This is a genomic window from Rhodococcus sp. NPDC006774, assembly GCF_040636045.1.
In the GTDB taxonomy this organism is placed as follows: Bacteria; Actinomycetota; Actinomycetes; order Mycobacteriales; family Mycobacteriaceae; genus Rhodococcoides.
On sequence record NZ_JBEYIW010000006.1, the window covers coordinates 152716 to 173413 of the forward strand.

Annotated in this window: 21 protein-coding genes; 6 read left to right on the forward strand and 15 right to left on the reverse strand. The window is 65.0% G+C overall.

Features of this window, described 5'->3' with window-relative positions:
- Positions 1-103 precede the first annotated feature (103 nt).
- Both ABZ677_RS11620 and map read right to left on the reverse strand, forming a co-directional pair.
- A complete protein-coding gene (locus ABZ677_RS11620) occupies positions 104-1639 on the reverse strand; it encodes a cobyric acid synthase (RefSeq protein ID WP_358369406.1) in 1536 nt (511 codons plus the stop codon).
- A 34-nt stretch (positions 1640-1673) separates the two neighbouring features.
- Complete coding sequence (gene map / locus ABZ677_RS11625) at positions 1674-2549, reverse strand: type I methionyl aminopeptidase (protein WP_052047578.1); 876 nt, start codon at positions 2547-2549, stop codon at positions 1674-1676.
- A gap of 138 nt (positions 2550-2687) precedes the next feature.
- Here map and ABZ677_RS11630 point away from each other — a divergent pair, with 138 nt between their 5' ends.
- Positions 2688-3560: a helix-turn-helix transcriptional regulator gene (locus tag ABZ677_RS11630; protein ID WP_358369409.1), complete on the forward strand. Its 873-nt coding sequence runs from the start codon at positions 2688-2690 to the stop codon at positions 3558-3560.
- A 21-nt stretch (positions 3561-3581) separates the two neighbouring features.
- Here the strand turns inward: ABZ677_RS11630 and ABZ677_RS11635 are convergent, their stop codons facing one another.
- The 5 genes from ABZ677_RS11635 to dxr form a co-directional block, all read right to left on the reverse strand.
- The gene (locus ABZ677_RS11635) at positions 3582-5396 is read right to left on the reverse strand and encodes a penicillin-binding transpeptidase domain-containing protein (RefSeq protein WP_358369412.1); all 1815 of its coding nucleotides are present in this window, start codon (positions 5394-5396) and stop codon (positions 3582-3584) included.
- A gap of 82 nt (positions 5397-5478) precedes the next feature.
- Positions 5479-6315 (reverse strand): GNAT family N-acetyltransferase, encoded by an 837-nt coding sequence (locus ABZ677_RS11640; protein ID WP_037189622.1) that lies wholly within the window; start codon positions 6313-6315, stop codon positions 5479-5481.
- 121 nt (positions 6316-6436) lie between these two features.
- Positions 6437-7600: a flavodoxin-dependent (E)-4-hydroxy-3-methylbut-2-enyl-diphosphate synthase gene (gene ispG / locus ABZ677_RS11645; protein WP_037189624.1), complete on the reverse strand. Its 1164-nt coding sequence runs from the start codon at positions 7598-7600 to the stop codon at positions 6437-6439.
- Between the two features lie 37 nt (positions 7601-7637).
- Entirely contained in the window at positions 7638-8849 is a 1212-nt protein-coding gene (locus tag ABZ677_RS11650) for a M50 family metallopeptidase (protein WP_037189626.1), read from the reverse strand.
- Positions 8850-8855: 6 nt separating this feature from the next.
- On the reverse strand, positions 8856-10049 hold the full coding sequence (gene dxr / locus ABZ677_RS11655) for a 1-deoxy-D-xylulose-5-phosphate reductoisomerase (RefSeq protein ID WP_358369417.1): 1194 nt from the start codon (positions 10047-10049) through the stop codon (positions 8856-8858).
- A gap of 69 nt (positions 10050-10118) precedes the next feature.
- Between dxr and ABZ677_RS11660 the strand changes: the two genes are divergently transcribed.
- A complete protein-coding gene (locus ABZ677_RS11660; protein WP_358369419.1) occupies positions 10119-10640 on the forward strand; it encodes a DUF1990 domain-containing protein in 522 nt (173 codons plus the stop codon).
- Between the two features lies 1 nt (position 10641).
- Here the strand turns inward: ABZ677_RS11660 and puuE are convergent, their stop codons facing one another.
- Complete coding sequence (puuE, locus tag ABZ677_RS11665) at positions 10642-11541, reverse strand: allantoinase PuuE (RefSeq protein WP_037190161.1); 900 nt, start codon at positions 11539-11541, stop codon at positions 10642-10644.
- Between the two features lie 217 nt (positions 11542-11758).
- Here puuE and ABZ677_RS11670 point away from each other — a divergent pair, with 217 nt between their 5' ends.
- Positions 11759-12028 carry a DUF2631 domain-containing protein gene (locus ABZ677_RS11670; RefSeq protein ID WP_037189628.1) on the forward strand — a complete coding sequence of 90 codons (270 nt, stop codon included), beginning with the start codon at positions 11759-11761 and terminating at the stop codon, positions 12026-12028.
- 8 nt (positions 12029-12036) lie between these two features.
- Here ABZ677_RS11670 and rlmN read toward each other — a convergent pair whose 3' ends face one another.
- The gene (gene rlmN, locus ABZ677_RS11675; protein ID WP_052047521.1) at positions 12037-13188 is read right to left on the reverse strand and encodes a 23S rRNA (adenine(2503)-C(2))-methyltransferase RlmN; all 1152 of its coding nucleotides are present in this window, start codon (positions 13186-13188) and stop codon (positions 12037-12039) included.
- Between the two features lie 159 nt (positions 13189-13347).
- On the opposite strand from rlmN, the gene ABZ677_RS11680 reads away from it, so the two are divergent.
- Positions 13348-13767, forward strand: coding sequence for a lipopolysaccharide assembly protein LapA domain-containing protein (locus ABZ677_RS11680; protein WP_037190165.1), 420 nt, complete (start codon positions 13348-13350; stop codon positions 13765-13767).
- Between the two features lie 96 nt (positions 13768-13863).
- The gene (locus ABZ677_RS11685; RefSeq protein ID WP_170946041.1) at positions 13864-14718 is read left to right on the forward strand and encodes a CoA ester lyase; all 855 of its coding nucleotides are present in this window, start codon (positions 13864-13866) and stop codon (positions 14716-14718) included.
- 44 nt (positions 14719-14762) lie between these two features.
- On the opposite strand, the gene ABZ677_RS11690 is transcribed toward ABZ677_RS11685, so the two are convergent.
- From ABZ677_RS11690 to rpsB, 6 genes are all read right to left on the reverse strand, one after another.
- Positions 14763-15461 (reverse strand): methyltransferase domain-containing protein, encoded by a 699-nt coding sequence (locus ABZ677_RS11690; RefSeq protein ID WP_358369681.1) that lies wholly within the window; start codon positions 15459-15461, stop codon positions 14763-14765.
- A gap of 38 nt (positions 15462-15499) precedes the next feature.
- Positions 15500-16414 carry a phosphatidate cytidylyltransferase gene (locus ABZ677_RS11695; protein WP_037189635.1) on the reverse strand — a complete coding sequence of 305 codons (915 nt, stop codon included), beginning with the start codon at positions 16412-16414 and terminating at the stop codon, positions 15500-15502.
- 36 nt (positions 16415-16450) lie between these two features.
- A complete protein-coding gene (gene frr, locus ABZ677_RS11700; protein ID WP_037189636.1) occupies positions 16451-17008 on the reverse strand; it encodes a ribosome recycling factor in 558 nt (185 codons plus the stop codon).
- A gap of 55 nt (positions 17009-17063) precedes the next feature.
- Positions 17064-17792, reverse strand: coding sequence for a UMP kinase (pyrH, locus tag ABZ677_RS11705; protein ID WP_032397808.1), 729 nt, complete (start codon positions 17790-17792; stop codon positions 17064-17066).
- A gap of 177 nt (positions 17793-17969) precedes the next feature.
- A complete protein-coding gene (tsf, locus tag ABZ677_RS11710; protein ID WP_037189637.1) occupies positions 17970-18794 on the reverse strand; it encodes a translation elongation factor Ts in 825 nt (274 codons plus the stop codon).
- Between the two features lie 160 nt (positions 18795-18954).
- The gene (gene rpsB / locus ABZ677_RS11715) at positions 18955-19842 is read right to left on the reverse strand and encodes a 30S ribosomal protein S2 (RefSeq protein WP_358369427.1); all 888 of its coding nucleotides are present in this window, start codon (positions 19840-19842) and stop codon (positions 18955-18957) included.
- Positions 19843-20203: 361 nt separating this feature from the next.
- Between rpsB and ABZ677_RS11720 the strand changes: the two genes are divergently transcribed.
- On the forward strand, positions 20204-20695 hold the full coding sequence (locus ABZ677_RS11720) for a peptidoglycan DD-metalloendopeptidase family protein (RefSeq protein WP_358369684.1): 492 nt from the start codon (positions 20204-20206) through the stop codon (positions 20693-20695).
- Positions 20696-20698 lie beyond the last annotated feature (3 nt).

A 20698-nucleotide genomic window follows, 5' to 3' on the forward strand; every position in this document is an offset into this window, starting at 1 on the left:
GACGACGGTACTGCCTGCGGTCGAGGAGGAGGAAGAGCAGGCCCCCGACCGACCGACTCACGAACCGAAGACCTGGTCGGCATACCGGTGAGTCGCCGGCCGTTCACGACACGCGGCTGACGATCGTGTCGAGGCCCGGATCGACGCCGTGCTCGATGAGATCGAGGACGGCGTCGATGTCCATGTTGTCCTCCACCAGATCGGCCAGCAAGTCCAACTGCTGCTCGCGCAACGCCGCAACCGACGTGTCGGATGCCACCTCGAATCCCGTGCGACCCGACTTCTCCGCCACCCAGGTGAGCAGCGACCGACGGAAATCGTCGGACTCGATCAATCCGTGCCAGTGGGTACCGAGAACGCTGCCGCGCAAGCTGCCTTCGGAGATACCCGACGCGGAGGTCGACAACGCGTCGTCGCCGTTCTGCACAACCCGCCCATGGTGAATCTCGTAGCCCGACACGGAATGCGTGCCGAACTGCACCGATCGCCCCGCCACCTGCGCGAGCACTTTGTCGGCCGCGAACTCGACCGAGAGATCGAGCAGACCGAGACCTCGGACCGCACCGGCTCCGGATTCGACGGTGTCGTCGATCGTTCGGCCCAACATCTGATATCCACCGCAGATCCCCAGAACCGGAAGGCCCGCAGCCCCGCGTGCCGCGATCGCATCGGCAAGACCGTTGCGCCGCAACCACTCCAGATCAGACACGGTGGATTTGCTGCCCGGGACGACCACCAGGTCCACGTCCTCGAGCCGGGACGGCTCGGTGACCCAATGCACCGACACCCCGGGCTCGCAGGCCAACGCCTCGACATCGGTGGTGTTGGAGATTCTCGGCAAACGCACCGCCGCGACGCGCAGCCACTGCGAGCCGTGCGGTGCACGCGGTCGCCCCACCGGAGCATCGGGAACGGTTCCGAGTGAGTCCTCGGCGTCCATCCACAATCCGTCCGCGAACGGGACGACACCGTACGTCGGACGTCCCGTCAACGCGCGCAACTGCTCGAGACCGGGTGCCAGCAGAGTAGGATCACCGCGGAACTTGTTGATCACGAACCCGGCGACGAGCGCCTGATCCTCCGAAGACAGCACCGCAACGGTGCCGAACAGATGAGCCAGCACTCCCCCGCGATCGATATCCCCCACCACGATCACCGGAAGAGACGCCGCCGTCGCCAACCCCATGTTGGCCAAGTCCGTTGCGCGAAGATTGATCTCGGCGGGCGAGCCTGCGCCTTCACAGATCACCACATCGAATTCCGCTCGCAGAGAGGCCAATTCGTCTGCCACCACAGCGCGCAACGACTGCCGATGCTCGATGTAGTTGCTCGCACTCACCTGCGCCACGGCACGCCCGCGCACCACCAACTGCGAGGTCCGGTCACTTCCCGGTTTCAGCAACACGGGATTGAAGCGCACACTCGGCTCGAGGCCACAGGCCGCCGCCTGCATCGCCTGCGCCCGCCCGATCTCACCGCCGTCGAGCGTGACCACCGAATTGTTGGACATGTTCTGCGCCTTGAACGGAGCCACCCGCACCCCGCGGCGCGCCAGCATCCGGCAGAGCCCGGCGACCAACACACTCTTGCCCGCATCCGACGTCGTCCCCGCAACCAGTAGGGCACCTTTCGGACTCACGGCATCGTATTTCTGTTCACTCCGCAGGCTCCGCTCACGGGAGGGTCAGGATCTCGCTACCCGTCTCGGTGACCACCAGGGTGTGCTCGAACTGGGCGGTCCACTTCTTGTCGTGTGTGACCACCGTCCAGCCGTCGTCCCACATCTCGGCGTTGATCGTGCCCAGGTTGATCATCGGTTCGATGGTGAAGGTCATTCCCGGCTCGATGACGGTGTCCACCGACGGCTGGTCGTAATGCAGAACGACGAGACCGTTGTGGAAGGTGGTACCGATGCCGTGTCCGGTGAAATCCTCGACCACGCCGTACCCGAACCGGTGCGCATACGACTCGATGACGCGGCCGATCACGTTCAGCGCGCGCCCCGGCTTGACGGCCTTGATGGCACGCATGGTGGCCTCGTGCGTGCGCTCGACCAGCAGGCGCGCTTCCTCGGAGACGTTGCCGGCCAAGAAGGTTGCGTTGGTATCACCGTGGACGCCGTCGATGTACGCGGTGACGTCGATGTTGACGATGTCGCCGTCTTCGATCACCGTGGAATCCGGGATACCGTGGCAGATGACCTCGTTGAGGGAGGTGCAGCAGGACTTCGGAAAGCCCTTGTAGCCCAACGTTGACGGGTACGCGCCGTGATCGATCATGTACTCATGGGCAATTCGGTCCAGCTCGTCGGTGGTGACTCCCGGTGCCACTGCCCGGCCCGCTTCCTGCAGCGCCCTGGCCGCGATCTTCGACGCCACCCGCATCTTCTCGATGACCTCGGGGGTCTGAACCCAGGGCTCACTACCTTCGGCGACGGTCGACTTCCACGCGTATTCGGGGCGCTCGATCGACTTGGGCACCGCGAGGACGGGCGACACGACGCCTGGTACGAGGGGCTGACGGGGCTTGCTCTCGGCGGTCACAGACATGGCGTCCACAGTAGTCGGCTCGTATTCGGCTCCGAACCGCAGCGCAGTGCCCGTACCAGTCGAAACAGCGCACGGCGTTGTGGATATGATCCGGGTCACGTTCGTCGCTCGTGCAGCCGACACGAGAAAGGAAGCACCGTGGTCCATTCGAATCTGTTGCGGCCCCGTGACGGTGATGCTCTGCGCGCCGAACTGCGCCAGGTGGCAGCGATGTCCGACGTGCCGGTCGTGTTCGGCGGTGAGGTCTCGTCGGAGACCCTGCACCTGAGTGAGTTCCACGGGACCAGAACCCGCGGCCTGGACGGACTCGCCATCCCACCCAGATCCGGCCTCGGCGGACGGGTCATGGAACAGCGCAGGCCCGCGGCAGTGAGCGATTACGGTGCCTCGATGTCGATCACTCATCACTTCGATCGCCCGGTGCTCGGCGAGGGCCTCAAATCGATACTGGCGGTGCCGGTGGTCGTGGCGGGTGTCGCGCGAATAGTGATGTACGCGGCGCTACGCGAACGCGGCCCCCTCGGAGACCGTGTCGGCGACATCATGACGACCGCCGCCAGGCGTCTCGGTCAGGAGATCTCCGTGCGTGACGAGGTCGACCGCAGGGTCCGTCTGCTGGCGACCACCCGTTCGACGCTCGACTCGGATGTCTCGCGTACGGCCGAACTGCGCAGCGTCCACGAGGAACTGTCCGATCTGGCCCGGTCGATCGGGGACGCAACGATCCGGCGCAGACTCGACGCAGTCGCAGCGCGGGTGGCCGCATCGTTCGGTCAGGACATACCCCACGACATACGGGCCCAGGAGGTGTCGCAGTCGTTGACACCACGCGAGATCGACGTGATCTCGCAGGTTGCCTTGGGCTGCACCAACATCGAGGTCGCTGCGCGACTGTCGATCGGTGCCGAGACGGTCAAATCGTACCTGCGCAGCGTGATGCGCAAAACCGAGTCGCACACCCGATACGAAGCCGTGGTCGCGTGCCGTCGACTCGGCGTGCTGCCCTCTTGAACCAGGGACACCGCAGCGCGGTCAGTACCCGGGCGGCAGTTGCTCGAACATCTCTCGGGTCACCGCGACGGCGTTGTCCGAGCTGCCGCCCCGCACCACGAGGGTGGCGAACGCAATGTCTCCGCGGTAGCCGACGAACCACGAGTGCGAGCCGCCGTCGACCTCCGCTTCACCGGTCTTGCCGTAGACCTCGCCCTGGTCTGCGATGCGCTCGGCCGTACCGCTGGTGACCACCGAACGCATCATTCCGCGCAGCCCGTCGACCATCGCGGGCTCGATCGGCGGATGCTCTCCGGTGATCTCGGTGTCGCGTCCGACCAGGAGGTTCGGCACCGGCGTCGAGCCATGAGCCACCGTCGCGGCGGCCAGGGCCATACCGAACGTCGACACGACCACTCTGCCCTGACCGAAGCCGTCCTCGGTGCGCTGGACTAGCTCCTCGGCCGGTGGCACCGAACCGGAGTCGGTCGGCAGTCCGACGACGTCGTAGTCCGGGCCGACGCCGAACTGGGACGCCGCGACGGTCAACGCGTCGGGCGACATCTCGCTGGCCAGCTTGGCGAACGAGGTGTTGCACGATCGGGTGAACGCAGTACTCATCGTCACGTCACCGAGCGCGAACTCGTTGTAGTTGGGCACGCTGCGCTCACCGATCACGATGCGACCCGGACACGGGACGGTGCTGCCCGGAGTCGCAAGTCCGCTGGAGATCGCGGCACCTGCAGTGATGATCTTGAACGTGGACCCCGGCGGATAGAGGCCGGCGGACGCGACCGGCCCGTCCCGATCTGCAGCCGGGTTCTGTGCCACCGCCAGGATGGCACCGGTGGACGGCTGGATGACCACCGTCATCGCCTGCTCGGTGCGCGCGTTCACCGCTCGCTGAGCCGCGACCTGAATGTTGCGATCGAGACTGATCGAGAACGACGGAGAGGGCTCCGGCGGGGTGTCGGTGAGGACATCGATGTCGACGCCGTTGCGGTTCGTGGTCACCACGCTCCACCCCGCCTTGCCGTCGACCTCGTCGATGACGGCCTTCTTGACCTGGCCGACGAGGTCCGGTGCGAACGTGGGGTCGGTGGACACCAGATCCGATTCGTCGGACGCGGTGACTCCCGGGATCTCGGTCAGTGCGGCGGAGATCGGCTGGTAGTCACTGTCTCGAAGCAACGCCACCGGGTAGTCGCCGTCGACCGAGGTGGCGGACTCGACGATGGACTGCGCGGTGATGGACGCATCGAACGGCGTCAGCAACGTCGACAGCGCCGTCGCCGAGGCCACCACATTGTTCGCATTCGCCGCGTCGAACTTGATTCGGTGCACCACGCCGGGCACCAACACATCGGTCCCGGAGCGCTCGTTGACTCGTGCGCGCGGAGCCGCCGTGGATCGCAGGGACATCGTCTGGGTGTCGCCGAGCTTGGGATGGATGTCCGACGCCGTCCAGCGCACCACCCACTCGCCCTCGCTGCGCCCCATGTTCAGCTGACCGTCGTACGTCCACACGCGATCCTTCGGCAGCCGCCACGTGTAGGTGTAGCCGACTGTGGCGGTGTCACCGTCGACCTGCACCGACGTCGTCTCGGCATCCAGGGTTTCGGCCTGAAGATTGGTCCACGCCTCGGTCAGTGCCGTGGCCGCCGCGTCGGGCTTGTCGGTGTCCGCCGCCGCGGCGACGATGTCGTTGGACTCGAACGCGGCAAGAAATGCCTGGGCGGCCGGCTCGGGCCCGTCGGGCTTGGGGGTACATCCGGTGAGGGCGGCAGCAATGACGGCTGCGACCACCGATACCGCTCCGACCCGATACCGCACTTCGGTTGCACCACGTGATCTCATTGCGCCCCATCGTAATAGGGCGCTGCCTCCGGCTGCGGCAACGAATCGCGGTTCGCCACAACCCGATCGAGAGACGTTCGAACTAGTCGAGGAGCACCGTCGTGAAGGTCGCCACCTGGGTCAGGCCGATTTTCGCGTAGGCCCGTCGGGCGACGTAGTTGAAACTGTTGACGTACAGGCTCGCGGTGCGGCCCTGGCGGACCACCGAGTTCACCACCGCGGCGGTACCGGACGCGCCGAGACCGTGCCCCCGCCGATCGGGGTGAACCCACACCCCCTGGATCTGTCCCACCGTCGCCGACTGCGACCCGATCTCGGCCTTGAACACCACCCGACCGTCCTCGAATCGAGCCCACGCGCGCTGCGCGGCAATCAGACTCGAGATCCGTCGTCGGTATCCGCGGCCGCCGTCGTTCTGTCTCGGGTCGACACCGACTTCCTCGATGAACATCGCCACTGCCGCAGTCAGATACACGTCCAGCTCCTCGGGGCGAACGAGGCGGACGTGTGGATCGGGCGTGATGGACGACCGAACGGACGTGGCCAGCAGCGGCTGCTCACCGCGGACCTCGCGGGCGGGACCCCAGTCGGTCTCGAGCATCTCCCACAGCGGAAGCGTCAGTTCGGCTCGACCGACCAATGAGGAACACAGCCGTGGTCCGCGGCATGCGCGATCGGCGAACGAACGCAGATCGTCGCTGGATCCGAGCAGAGGAACGAGGTTGGCTCCGTAGAAACACAACGACTCGTCGGGGCCGCCTCGGCTCCACATCTCACCGTGAAACGATCTCGGATCCAGTCCGGATTCCTGCACCCGAGCGGCGACCATGCAGGTGGCGACCGGGTCGGCGTCGAGCACCCGCAGGACGTGCGCCACGTCCCGATTACCGAGAGGCTTCGCACCGAGGAGCTTGAGCACCTACCGACCTCCTGACCCACCTACCGCATACACACCGACCGAGCGTGTACCGCATCATTCCAGAGAACCTGTTCCGCCGGTGGCAGAGCGGCAAACCGGACACCGAACCGGTCGAACCTGCTCAGCTGACCGTCACGACCGGTGCGCCACCGTCTGCAGTCTCATCCTTGTCGAATTCCTCGGCGATGCGCATTGCTTCCTCGATCAAGGTCTCGACGATCTGAGCCTCGGGCACGGTCTTGATGACCTTGCCCTTGACGAAGATCTGGCCCTTGCCGTTGCCCGACGCCACGCCGAGGTCGGCGTCACGCGCCTCGCCCGGTCCGTTGACGACACATCCCATCACGGCGACGCGAAGCGGAATCTCCATGCCCTCCAGTCCCGCGGTGACCTCGTCGGCCAGGGTGTACACGTCGACCTGCGCCCGTCCACAGGACGGGCAGGAGACGATCTCGAGCTTGCGGGGGCGGAGATTGAAGGACTGCAGAATCTGATTGCCGACCTTGATCTCCTCCGCAGGCGGGGCCGACAGGGAGACGCGAATGGTGTCGCCGATCCCCTTGGACAGCAACGCGCCGAAGGCGACTGCGGACTTGATGGTCCCCTGGAACGCGGGCCCGGCTTCGGTGACGCCGAGGTGCAGCGGGTAGTCGCACTGCGCAGCGAGTTGCTCGTACGCGGCGACCATGACGACCGGGTCGTTGTGCTTGACGGAGATCTTGATGTCGCCGAACCCGTGCTCCTCGAACAGACCCGCCTCCCACAGCGCGGATTCCACCAGTGCCTCCGGTGTCGCCTTGCCGTACTTCTTCATCAGGCGAGGGTCGAGCGATCCGGCGTTGACGCCGATGCGGATCGGAATATTCGCGTCACCGGCAGCTTTGGCGACTTCCTTGACCCGGCCGTCGAATTCCTTGATGTTGCCCGGGTTCACTCGTACCGCGGCGCAGCCTGCGTCGATCGCGGCGAAAATGTACTTGGGCTGGAAGTGGATGTCGGCGATCACCGGAATCTGACTCTTCTTGGCGATGATCGACAATGCATCCGCGTCGTCCTGTGTGGGGCATGCCACACGCACGATGTCGCAGCCCGATGCCGTGAGTTCGGCGATCTGCTGCAGCGTGGCGTTGATGTCGTGGGTCTTGGTGGTGCACATGGACTGCACCGAGATGGGGCTGTCGCTGCCCACCCCCACGGACCCGACCTGGAGCTGCCTGGTCTTTCGACGCGGCGCGAGTACTGGCACCGGCGGTGCCGGCATTCCCAATCCGACTGACACGGACACAGTGGCCTTCTTTCCTAGCTACGACTGACGAGTCTACTTAGAACAATTGAATCGGGTTGACGATGTCCGCCGTGAGTGTCAACAAGGAGAACCCGATGAAAACGACGATGACCACGTAGGTGACCGGCATCAGCTTCATGTAGTCCACCGGCGCACCGTCGGGCAGGCCGCGACGGTTGCGGAAGATGTTCCGGATCCGCTCGTAGATGGTCACGGCGATATGGCCGCCGTCCAACGGCAACAGCGGCACGATGTTGAACGCTCCGAGGAAGAAGTTCAAGGACGCGAGCAGTCCGACGAACGTCGCCCAGTTGTTCGTCTCTGCGGCCTGACCACCGATGACGCTGGCGCCCACGACGCTCATCGGAGTGTCGAGGCCACGTTCGCCGCCGAAGATCGACTCCCACAGCGCCTGCACCTTGGTCGGTAGCTGCACGAGAGCTTTGCCGGTCTGCACGAAGATCTCTCCGGTGAAGACGAACGTCTCGGGCACCGCTTCGATCGGGTTGTACGTGATGTTCGGCGGCGGACCTCCGGTGACACCCACCGCCCCGACCGTCGTCGATTCCTTCGCGCCGGTGTCGGGATCGATGACATATCGCTGAACCTGTGTGACCGGGACCGTGATCGTCTGCGAAGCACCGTCACGGTCGACTGTCAGGTCGACCGAGCCCGACGACGCCTGGATGGCGAGCACGGCGTCGGACCAGACCTCCGTGGGCTTGCCGTCCACCGCGGTGATGATGTCGCCCTGCCGCAGACCTGCTGCCGCGGCCGGACCGTCACCCGTGCACTCCGCGATCTCCCCGTCGACCGTTTGCGTCGTCCCGACACAGACGACACCCTGAACCGTCGTCGTCGGTGTCTCACGGTCGACCGTTCCCCAGCCGAGGACCAGCGCATAGACCAGCACGATGCCGAGTACGAAGTTCATCGCGATGCCGCCGACCATGACGACGATCCGCTTCCACGTCTTCTGGCGGTACATCGCGCGCTCGACCTCGTCGGGTGCGAGTTCGTCGATCGCCGTCATTCCGGCGATATCGCAGAAGCCACCGGCCGGGATCGCCTTGAGGCCGTATTCGGTCTCGCCGCGCCGGAAGGAGAAGATCTTGGGACCGAACCCGATGTAGTAGCGGCGAACCTTCATGCCGAGCGCTTTCGCGGTCCACATGTGTCCTGCCTCGTGCAGTGCGATCGACACACCGATGCCGACGGCAAACAGCACCACGCCCAGAGCGAACAGCATGTGAGTCTAAAGGCCCTTCTGTTTCAGTAGCTCACGCGCATGTGCGCGAGCCCAGGAATCCGCCGCGAGGACGTCGTCCACGGTAGTCGGCACCGCCGACCAGTCCCCTCCGCCGTCGCTGACAACGGCCCGCACCGTGTGCACGATCTCGGGGAATTCGATGCGGCCGGCCAGGAACGCCTCGGCAGCGATCTCGTTGGACGCGTTGTACACCGCCGTCATGCACCCGCCCATGATTCCGGCCTCACGGGCCAGCTGAACGGCGGGGAACACTCGATCGTCGAGTGGTTCGAAGTCCCAGGAGAACGCTGCAGTGAAATCGAGTGCACGCGCGACGTCGGGCACTCGCTCCGGCCACCCGAGCGCCAACCCGATCGGCAGCTTCATGTCCGGCGGGCTGGCCTGCGCAATGGTGGATCCGTCCACGAACGTGACCATCGAATGAACGATGGATTGCCGGTGCACGGTGACGTCGATCTTCTCGTACGGCACCCCGAACAGCAGATGCGCTTCGATGAGCTCGAGGCCCTTGTTGACCAGCGTCGCCGAGTTCAACGTGTTCATCGGACCCATCGACCAGGTGGGATGAGCCGCGGCCTGGGCAGGCGTCACCGACTTCAGTTCCGTTTCGCTCCAGCCTCGGAACGGTCCACCCGATGCGGTGAGGATCAGTCGATCCACCTCGCTTCGGTGCCCACTGCGCAGGCATTGCGCCAGCGCCGAATGCTCCGAGTCCACCGGAACGATCTGTCCTGGCGCGGCGGCAGCGAGTACGAGTTCGCCGCCTGCCACCAGCGATTCCTTGTTGGCCAACGCCAGCCGGGCTCCGGTCTTCAGCGCCGCCAACGTCGGTTCGAGACCGAGCGAGCCCACCAGCGCGTTGAGCACCACGTCGGCCTGCGTCGATTCGACGAGCTCGGTCACCGCACGGGGCCCGCTCAGAATCCCGGGAAGGTCGAGCTCGGCGGCAGCGGCGGGGTCGGCCACAGCGACACGCCGAACGCCGGTCTCGGCGATCTGACGACGAAGAAGGTCGATGTTTCCGCCGCCGGCCGCAAGACCCACGACGACGAAGCGATCCGGGTTTGCTGCGATGACGTCGAGCGCTTGGGTTCCGATCGAGCCGGTGCTCCCCAGCAGCAGCACGCGAATCGGCTCGGGGCGATCCGAGGTGGTCGTTCGCTCACGATGGTCTGACACCGGTCCATTGTTGCCTACCGAGCCTGAGAAACCCCTATGCGCTCCGCCGATGCTGGCAGGGTGGAAGGCATGAACGTCTCGAAGTACACCGCAGCATCGTTCAACTACGCCGACGTAGGGGCAACGAGCGGCAGGCTCCCGACCGGTTACCACCACGTCGAGAAGTCGCGGGTCATCGGATCCGGAGTCGAGGACTTCGTAGCCGCAGCCGACGCACTGATGCGCTGGGACATGCATCGCGGCACCGGGCTGAAGGTTCATTCCAGCAACGACAACGCCGTCCCCGACGCCGTGGTCGTGCTCACCCTCGGGCCCGTCCGCATCCCGTGCCGGGTCGTCTACGTCATCGACGAAGCCAACCGACAGGGCTTCGCCTACGGCACGCTCGACGGCCATCCCGAGTCCGGCGAGGAACTGTTCTACGTCGACTACTCCCCCGAGGACGGGACGGTCTCCGCGCATATCACCGCGTTCTCGAACCCCGGCCGCTGGTACACCAGGCTCGGTGGTCCGGTGGGCAAGCGGGTCCAGGCCCTGTTCACCGACCGCTATCTGGCCGCGCTGGAGTCAGCGTGCCGGTCGCCGCGCTGAGTCAGGAGGAGGGCGGGTGTACGGCGCGCCAGTGCTCGGCGATGTCGATTCGCTTCGCCACCCACACCTTCTCGTGAGACTGAACGTGATCGAGAAAACGTTCGAGGGCGGCGATGCGAGCCGGCCTGCCCACCAGCCTGCAGTGCAGTCCGACCGAGAGCATCTTGGGGCTGCCGTTCTCCCCCTCGGCGTACAGCACGTCGAACGCGTCCCGCAGATGCGCATAGAACTCGTCCCCGGTCGAGAAGCCGCCCGGCGAGGCGAATCTCATGTCGTTCGTGTCGAGGGTGTACGGCACCACCAGATGATCGACCACCTCGGAGCCGCGAGAGACCTTCTCCCAGTAGGGAAGATCGTCGGCGTAGGAATCCGAGTCGTACACGAATCCGCCGTGCTCGACGACGAGCGACCGGGTGTTCGGAGAGTCACGTCCGGTGTACCACCCGAGCGGGGCCGAGCCGGTGAGGCCCTGAAGGATGGCCACGGCCTCGGCCATGTGCTCGCGCTCGACGTTCTCGTCGATCTGCTGGTAGGACAGCCACCGCAGACCGTGGCAGGCGATCTCGTGGCCCAATTCCGCCAGTGCGGCAACCACTTCCGGGTTTCGTTCCATGGCCTTCGCGACAGCGAACACCGTCAGGGGTAGGTCGCGTTTCTCGAACGCCCGCAGCACCCGCCACACGCCGGCCCTCGAGCCGTACTCGTACAGCGACTCCATGCTCATGTGGCGGTTCGGAAAGGCTTGTGCCCCGATCATTTCCGAGAGGAACGTCTCGGATTTGGTGTCACCGTCGAGGACGTTGTTCTCCGCACCCTCCTCGTAGTTGAGGACGAACTGAACAGCGATGTTGGCCTCACCCGGCCACTGGGCATGCGGCGGCGTGCGGCCGTACCCCACCATGTCTCGGGGGTAGCTCAACGGAAACTGGGTCAGCGGATGCGGAAGGCGCTCGGACGTCACCGCCGCAGTCTCTCATCGAAGTCGGCTGTCGCGCCGGGTGAGCACACAACCCTGATGGCTACGACGGGCGGTCGTATGCCAATATTGTCCGAACGCGGCAGGCTCGACGCCCCGTGAAGGACGACTTCGAGAATTCATCACCCGAGAGGACCGACCGGTGGCCAATACCGAACTGGAATCCGCTTCGTACGACCAGGTCGTCGATACCCGCCACGAGGTGCCGGACGTGCCGTCCGCCGAGTGGGGGTGGAGTGGTGAGTCGAATCGCGCGATGCGGGTGGCCGCCATCGTCGTCGCCGTGTTCCTGCTGTTCATGATGATCGGCAACCACACCGGCAAGGTCGAGGATCTGTGGTTGATCGGATTCGCGGCGACGCTGGTCGGGCTCGTCGTGCGAGACGTGATCGTCCGCCGCAAGCCCCGCTAGCAACCGATTCAGTTCTCGGCTGCCAGCTGACCGCACGCCGCGGCGATCTCCTGACCGCGGGTGTCACGGACGGTGCACGAGACACCCTGCGCGATCACCCGACGAACGAATTCTCTCTCCACCGGCTTCGGGCTGGCGTCCCATTCGCTACCCGGAGTCGGATTGAGTGGGATCAGGTTCACGTGGACCCGCGAGCCGAGCGCCTTGTGCAGCTTCTTGCCCAACATGTCCGCTCGCCACGGCTGATCGTTCACGTCCCGGATCATCGCGTACTCGATCGACACACGCCGACCGGTCTGATCGGCGTAGTACCTGGCCGCCGACAGTACTTCGGCCACCGACCAGCGATTGTTGACCGGAACCAGCGTGTCGCGGAGCTCGTCGTCGGGCGTGTGCAACGACACCGCCAGCGTCACCGACAGTCCCTCGTCGGCCAGCTTCCGAATGGCCGGTGCCAGTCCGACCGTCGACACCGTCACCGATCGCTGTGAGAGGCCGAGTCCGTCGGGTGCGGGCGAGACGATCTTGCGCACCGCGGAGACGACCCTCTTGTAGTTCGCCAGGGGCTCGCCCATCCCCATGAAGACCACGTTCGAAAGTCGTCCTTCGCCCCCGTGGACCACGCCGTCACGCAGATCGGCTGCAGCCGAACGGACCTGGTCGACGATCTCGGCCGTCGACAGGTTCCTCGTCAGACCGGCCTGGCCGGTCGCACAGAAGGGACAGGCCATTCCGCAGCCGGCCTGACTCGAGATGCACAGAGTCGCCCGATCCGGGTACCGCATCAGGACACTTTCGAGAAGTGTTCCGTCGTTGGCCTTCCACAGGGTCTTTCGAGTGTCACCGTCGTCACATGCCAGGTGCTTGATCGGCGTCAGCAACGTGGGAAAGAGATCGGCACCGACCTTCTCGCGGGCCTCGGCCGGAAGGTCGGTCATCTTGGTGGTGTCGGCCTCCAGACGCCCGTAGTAGTGCCGGGCCAGCTGATCGGCGCGAAACGCAGGGAGACCGAGCGCCTTCACCGCATCCCGCAGACCCTCTTTGTCCAGGTCCGCGAGGTGACGCGACGGCATGCCGCGACGCGGCGCAGTGAAGACCAAGGGAAGATTGGGCCTCTTCTGCTCGGTCGACGTGTTCGTTGCCTCGGCGGAGTCACTCATGCTCCACCCCCCATCTTTCGCTGACGCTGCATGTTTCCATTGTCCACCTCATTGCCTCGCAGTCCTATTCGCGCCGGTTTCCGTCCGTTACCCGATGGGTATCGAGGTCGTGGCCGGATGCACGTGCATTCGGCCTTCACGTGCGGAAGGATCATCGACATGGCCACCAGAGCTGACGACAGTCACGAGACATCGCTGGACACATCAGGTGCGGTTCACCCCGGCGACCACAGCGCCTCGGGTGACCTCGCTCCCATCACGACTCCGGATTCGGACGGTCATTCCGCGCCGGATCCCGAGTTCGTCCCGGAGCCCCAGGCAGGCAGCTCGACCGACATCGCCCACACCCGCACCGCTGCGCTGTGGACCGGCCTGGTGGTCGGGGCCGTGGTCCTGGTCGTTCTGCTCGTGTTCATCGTGCAGAATCTCGACTCCGTCACCGTACAGATCTTCGCCTGGCAGCTCGATCTGCCTCTGGGCATCAGCATGCTGCTGGCTGCGATCGCAGGTGCACTGGTCATGGCGATGGTCGGCGGAGCTCGAATCCTCCAGGTCCGGCGCGCAGCGAAGAAGAAGTAGCAGCAGCACAGATCGTGAACACTATGTACAGAAGGTGGCGCGCATCGACTGAATCGATCAGGCTTGGGGTGCCCCACTTCACTCGAGGAGCATGACGTGACAACTTTCATGGAGACACCCGTGGCATCCGGCGTAGCCCCCGACCGAGCACGGTCCTGGCTGCTGGTACCGGCCACCAAGCCCGAAACCTTCGGCGACGCCGTCGCGTCGGGAGTCGATGCCGTCATCCTCGACATCGAAGACGCAGTCGCGCCGGCCAAGAAGCCGGCCGCGCGCGAGGCCGTCGTGCGGTGGCTCGGCGAAGGAAACTCTGCATGGGTCCGCATCAACGACGCAACGACCCCGTACTGGGCCGATGACCTCGCCGCTCTGTCCGGCCTACCCGGACTGGTCGGTGTCATGCTCGCGAAGACCGAGAGCGGCGGCCAGGTCGAGGCAACAGCTGCTCGCCTGGCACCCGGCACCCCGATCCTGGCACTGGTGGAGTCGGCGATGGGCCTCGAAGCCGCTACGGAGATCGCCCGCGCGGATTCGACGTTCCGTCTCGCCTTCGGCAGTGGCGACTTCCGCCGCGACACGGGCATGAGCGACGACCCCCTGGCGATGGCATACCCCCGCTCGCGCCTCGTCGTGTCCTCACGCGCAGCGCGCATCCCGGGGCCGATCGACGGACCGACACTGACGGCCAACGACAGCATCCTCGGACGCGATGCAGCTCTGACCCTGTCGATGGGCATGACGGGCAAGCTGTGCATGCATTCGGAGCAGGCTGCCATCGTCAACCGCGAGCTCGCCCCGTCACCCACGGATGTGTCGTGGGCCCGTGACGTCATCGATGCCCTCGGTGCCGACGGAGCACACGTCAAGGACGGAAGCGACCTACCTCGTCTGGCGAAAGCACTCAAGATCAACGAACTGGCGGAGATCTTCGGGATCTCTGCCGCCTCCTGATACAGCCCCGCAGTCGAGGTGGTCGGCCGTGGCCCACCGGCTCGCTAACGCAACTCGATTCCGGTCGGCTTGTATCGGACGTGGACTCGATACCGGACATCGAACGACACCCCGTCCACCGACTTCATGGCATCACGCGCAACGCGTGGGCCGAACTCGATTCCCAGCACATCGCGCATCAGGCGTCGATTCGGGAACGACCACCTCGTGTCGACGCGGTTCAGTGCAAAACCCTGTGCCTCGAAGAACGCCTCGACCGTGAACGGGTCGTAGTGCGGTAGATCGGCCCGCATCCAATCCCCGTACGGCGACGCGGTGGCGTCCAGATCCACGACGACCAACGCTCCGCCCGGCCCGAGCACGCGCATGGCGTCGACGATTCCCGGCCCGCAGCCCGGTCCGAAGAAGTACGCGGTGCGCGCATGGACGACGTCCACAGTGCCGTCGCCGATCGGCAGGGAATCCGCCTGCGCCGTCCTCACCTCGACGTTCGGCAGGTTCGCGACTCGTGCCCTCGCCGAGGCAGCGAGTGGTTCGTGCGGCTCGATTCCCAGTACTCGTTGGGCGTCGGCCGCGAAGATCGGAAGATGGAAGCCGCTTCCGCAGCCGACGTCGACGACAGTCTTCGCCGACCAGTCCGCAACCGACCGGATCGCATCGAACAGTGCACCGTCGACGTCCTGAGCGCGGTTCTCCGCCTCGTACAGGTGTGGCCAGTTCCAGATGTTGGGGCTGGGAATCACCCCGGTGACATCACTGCGCACGCCCGAGAGCAGTCTGCTCAGAGGAGAACGGTGAAGACGAGCCATGCCACGAAAGCCGAGGGCAGCAGCGAGTCGAGCCTGTCCATGATGCCGCCGTGGCCGGGCAGCAGGGTGCCCATGTCCTTGATGCGGAGATCACGCTTGACCTGCGACTCGATCAGATCGCCCAACGTGCCGGTCACCACCAGCACCACGCCGAGAAGGATGCCGATCATCGAGTTGGCCTCGAGGATGAGCGTGACCGTCAGCAGACACCCGATGATGCAGAAGATGAGTGACCCGGCGAGCCCCTCCCAGGACTTCTTCGGGCTGATGGCAGGTGCCATCGGGTGCTTTCCGAACAACACACCCGCGATGTAGCCGCCGATGTCCGAGCACACGACGCCGATGACGAACACCAGGATGCGGCCTGCGCCGTTGTCCTGCAGCACCATCAGGACGGTGAACGAGGCCAGCAGCGGCAACCAACATGCCACGAGGACGGTGACGGAAAGTTCTTCGAGGTAGTTCTTCGGAGCGGTGCCGAATCCCTGCCGCAGCAGCAGCCACACCATGCACACCAGGACGGTGCCCACGGCAGCGCTGAGCACACCGACCGCCCCGAACGGCCAGCCGAGCCAGATCATCGCCTGACCGCCGAGGATCAGGGGAATGCGGGGCACCAGTACCCCACCCTCGCGCAGGCGCTTGGACACCTCGTAGGTGGCAACGGCCAGCGCGACGGCCACCACCCCGATCCACACCAGCGGCACGAAGACGAGGACGAGAATCAGACCGATGCCCAACGAGCCGCCGACTCCGATCGCGGCGGGCAGATTACGGCCTGCCTTGCCCGTCGACTTCGCTGCGGCGACCCCGGACGAGGCAGCGGGCGTACCGCTGCCCTCCTGCCGATCCGGTCCCACCACTGTCGTCATCTCCTCGAATTTCATCGTCGTCCGTCGTGAAAAGCAGCTGTCGAGGTCGGGTCAGACCTCCATCAGCTCGCCCTCTTTGCGCTTGACGAGTTCGTCGACGGAGGCGGTGTACTTCGCAGTGGTCTTGTCGAGATCGTTCTCGGCGCGGACGACCTCGTCCTCGCCTGCTTCGCCGTCCTTCTGGATTCGCTTGAGCTCTTCCATCGTCTTTCGGCGGACGTTGCGAATCGACACCTTCGCGTCCTCGCCCTTGCCCTTGGCCTGCTTGACGAATTCGCGGCGCCGTTCCTCGGTGAGCTGCGGAACTCCGATTCGAATGAGGTTGCCGTCGTTGGTGGGATTGACACCGAGGTCGGAGTTGCGAATGGCGGTTTCGATGGGCCCGAGCTGATTGGACTCGTACGGCTTGATGACCACGAGGCGCGCTTCGGGGACGCTGATACTGGCGAGCTGGGTGATCGGCGTCAGGGCACCGTAGTACTCGATGACGATGCGGGAGAACATTCCGGGGTTGGCACGTCCGGTGCGAATCGAGGACAGATCGTCACGTGCAACCGATACGGCCTTTTCCATCTTCTCTTCGGCATCGAAGAGAGCTTCGTCAATCACGATCTGTCCTCCATCGTCTTCGTCTTCGATTCGCTCACGTCACTGTCGGCGACGATCACGACGTGACCAGCGTGCCGATCTTCTCACCGGACACAGCGCGAGCGATATTTCCCTGAATCAGCAAATTGAACACCAGCATCGGCATCTGATTGTCCATGCACAGGCTGAAGGCCGTCGCGTCGGCAACCTTGAGTCCCTGTTCGATGGCTTCGCGGTGCGTGATGGTGTCGAACATCGTGGCATCGGGGTCGAGGCGCGGATCGGCCGAGTACACGCCGTCTACTGCCTTCGCCATCAACAACACCTCGGCACCGATTTCCAGCGCGCGCTGGGCAGCCGTGGTGTCGGTGGAGAAGTACGGCATGCCCATGCCGGCTCCGAAGATGACGACGCGCCCCTTCTCCAGGTGCCGTCGCGCACGCAGCGGGAGGTACGGCTCTGCGACCTGACCCATCGTGATCGCGGTCTGCACCCTGGTGGCAACGCCTTGCTTCTCCAGAAAGTCTTGCAGCGCAAGGCAGTTCATCACGGTACCGAGCATGCCCATGTAGTCCGAGCGAGACCTGTCCATGCCGCGCTGCTGCAGTTCGGCACCACGGAAGAAATTGCCACCGCCGATCACCACCGCGACCTGAACCCCGGTTGCCACCACCTCGGCGATCTGTTCGGCAACGTTGTTCACGACATCCGGATCGAGACCGACCTGGCCGCCTCCGAACATCTCCCCACCCAGTTTGAGCATCACGCGTCGGAACCCGGGACGGTCAGGGGCCGGATCGGTCATAGCTCTCCTCGGTACTCGTCGAACACTACGGTTTCTTCTTGGATCATCCTGCCCTATCGATGCCCGGGTGGTGGACAGGGCTCCGTCCTGCACACCCACCTGCCCCGCGCACGAGCGATGCCGCCCACTCGATGGAATCGAATGAACGGCATCGCCTCGACCGAACCGGTGCGCAGACTAGCTGGCGCCGACCTCGAACCGAGAGAAGCGGGTGATGGTGACGCCGGCCTCGTCGAGAATGGCCTTGACGGTCTTGTTGCCGTCCTGCACCGACTTCTGTTCGGTGAGAACGACGTCCTTGAAGAATCCGTTCACGCGACCTTCGACGATCTTCGGCAGTGCCTGCTCCGGCTTGCCTTCTTCGCGAGCGGTCTCCTCGGCGATGCGACGCTCGGCGGCCACGAGGTCCTCGGGGACCTCGTCGCGCGTGACGTACTTGGCCTTGAGGGCTGCGATCTGCATCGCAGCTGCGCGTGCGGCATCTCCTGCGGCATCGCCGTCACCGGTGTACTCGACCAGCACGCCGACGGCAGGCGGCAGGTCCGCGCTGCGCTTGTGCAGGTACGTGGCGGTGTTGCCGTCGTAGGACACGACGCGACGCAGTTCGAGCTTCTCGCCGATCTTCGCCGACAGCTCGTTCAGAGCCGTTTCGACCGTCTTGCCGTTCAGGTCGAGCGCCTTGAGGGCATCGACGTCGGCCGGCTTGCCTGCTGCAGCCGTCGCCGCGACGGACGCGGCGAACGTCTGGAACTCGTCGTTCTTGGCCACGAAGTCGGTTTCGGAGTTGATCTCCACGAGCACTCCACCCTCGGCGACGACGAGGCCTTCGGCGGTGTTGCGCTCGGCGCGCTTGCCGACGTCCTTGGCACCCTTGATACGCAGGTACTCGACGGCCTTGTCGTAGTCGCCGTCGTTCTCGGCGAGCGCGTTCTTGCAGTCCATCATTCCGGAGCCGGTGAGCTCACGGAGCCGCTTGACGTCGGCGGCAGTGTAGTTCGCCATCGTGGGCGAGCCTCCTCAAAAGTCTGGGTACGGGCGTTGACGAAAAATGCTGTTCACAGGGCGGGATCGACGGGCTCACTGCGGAGCCGTAACGACCACAACCCTGACATACCGAAGCGGCCCCGGCCCACCCCTGACGGTGAACCGGGACCGAATTCGATCAAGCCTGAGCGGCCGGTGCTTCTTCTGCTGCCGGAGCGTCCGCCGCGGGAGCCTCTGCTGCGGGAGCGTCCGCCACGGGGGCCTCTGCTGCGGGAGCCTCTGCTGCCGGTGAAGCCTGAGCGAGCTGCTCGAGCTCCCACTCGGCGAGGGGCTCGCCTGCGCCGACCTCGGGCTTGGCGTCGGATGCAGTGTTCTGACCTGCTCGCGCCTGCACGCCCTCGGCGACTGCAGATGCGACGACCTTGGTCAGCAGCGCAGCGGAACGGATCGCGTCGTCGTTACCCGGGATCGGGTAGTCGACCACGTCGGGATCGCAGTTGGTGTCGAGGATCGCGATGACCGGGATGTTCAGCTTGCGAGCCTCGGCAACCGCGAGGTGCTCCTTGTTGGTGTCGACGATCCAGATGGCCGACGGAACCTTGGACATGTCCCGGATGCCACCGAGGGTGCGGTCGAGCTTGGTCATCTCACGCGTGAGCATGAGGATTTCCTTCTTGGTGCGTCCCTCGAAGCCACCGGTCTGCTCCATGGCCTCGAGCTCCTTGAGGCGGAGCAGACGCTTGTGCACCGTCTGGAAGTTGGTGAGCATGCCACCGAGCCAGCGCTGGTTCACGTAGGGCATGCCCACGCGGGTTGCCTCAGCGGCGATGGACTCCTGCGCCTGCTTCTTGGTGCCGACGAACAGAACCGTGCCATTGTGGGCAACGGTCTCCTTGACGAACTCGTAGGCCCTGTCGATGAAGGTCAGAGTCTGCTGCAAGTCGATGATGTAGATGCCGTTGCGGTCGGTGAAGATGAATCGCTTCATCTTCGGGTTCCAGCGACGGGTCTGGTGTCCGAAGTGTGTGCCGCTGTCGAGCAGCTGCTTCATTGTTACTACAGCCATGGCTGAAGAACTCTCTTTCGATGGTGCGGTTGACGCAGAGTGTCGGTGACCTCTGCCCTGGCGCCCGCTGAAGTTGCCGGACCTGACATCACGAAGATCTCAGGACCGCCGACAACCGGTTCTCGTATCGGTGATTCTGCTCGAAGCAGACGATGCGATGACGCGGACGCGCGAAGTCGACCCGTGCACGCACAGGCCGCAAGTGACGAGTGTAGACCTGCCACCGCCCCCGTCATAACCAGGCCCGACTGTCAAGAGATTCCGGGGCCTGTGGACAAAGAAATCACTTGTCCACAAATCACCCTCGGGTCCGTTCGATCGCTCCGATCCAGGAGATGGTCGACGGGTGAACACCTCTCCCATGCGCCGCACACTCGCGGTGGGCCTCGCGACGGCGGTAGCTCTCTCGACGCCGGTCGCATCGGCGCAGCCAGGCACGTTCGTCTGGCCGCTGCAGCCGAGGCCCCAGGTCGTCGCTCCGTTCGACCGTCCCGAGCAGAATTGGCTGGCCGGCCACCGTGGTGTCGATCTCGCCGCGCAGGAGGGCCAGTCGGTTCTTGCCGTCGCCGACGGCACCGTGGTGTTCGCCGGATCGGTCGCGGGAAAGCCCGTCGTATCGATGGATCATCCGGGCGGACTGAGATCGACGTACGAACCGGTGCTGGCTTCGGTTGCCGCCGGCGCGCGAGTTCGTCGAGGGACCGTGCTGGGTTCGTTGACCTCGGGGCACGAGAGCTGCTCGTCGACGTGCCTGCACTGGGGCATCAGACGTGGCCGCGACTATCTCGATCCCACGGCGTTGGTACGCGCGAGTCCGATCAGGTTGAAACCCCTCGACGACAAAGGCAGATGATCG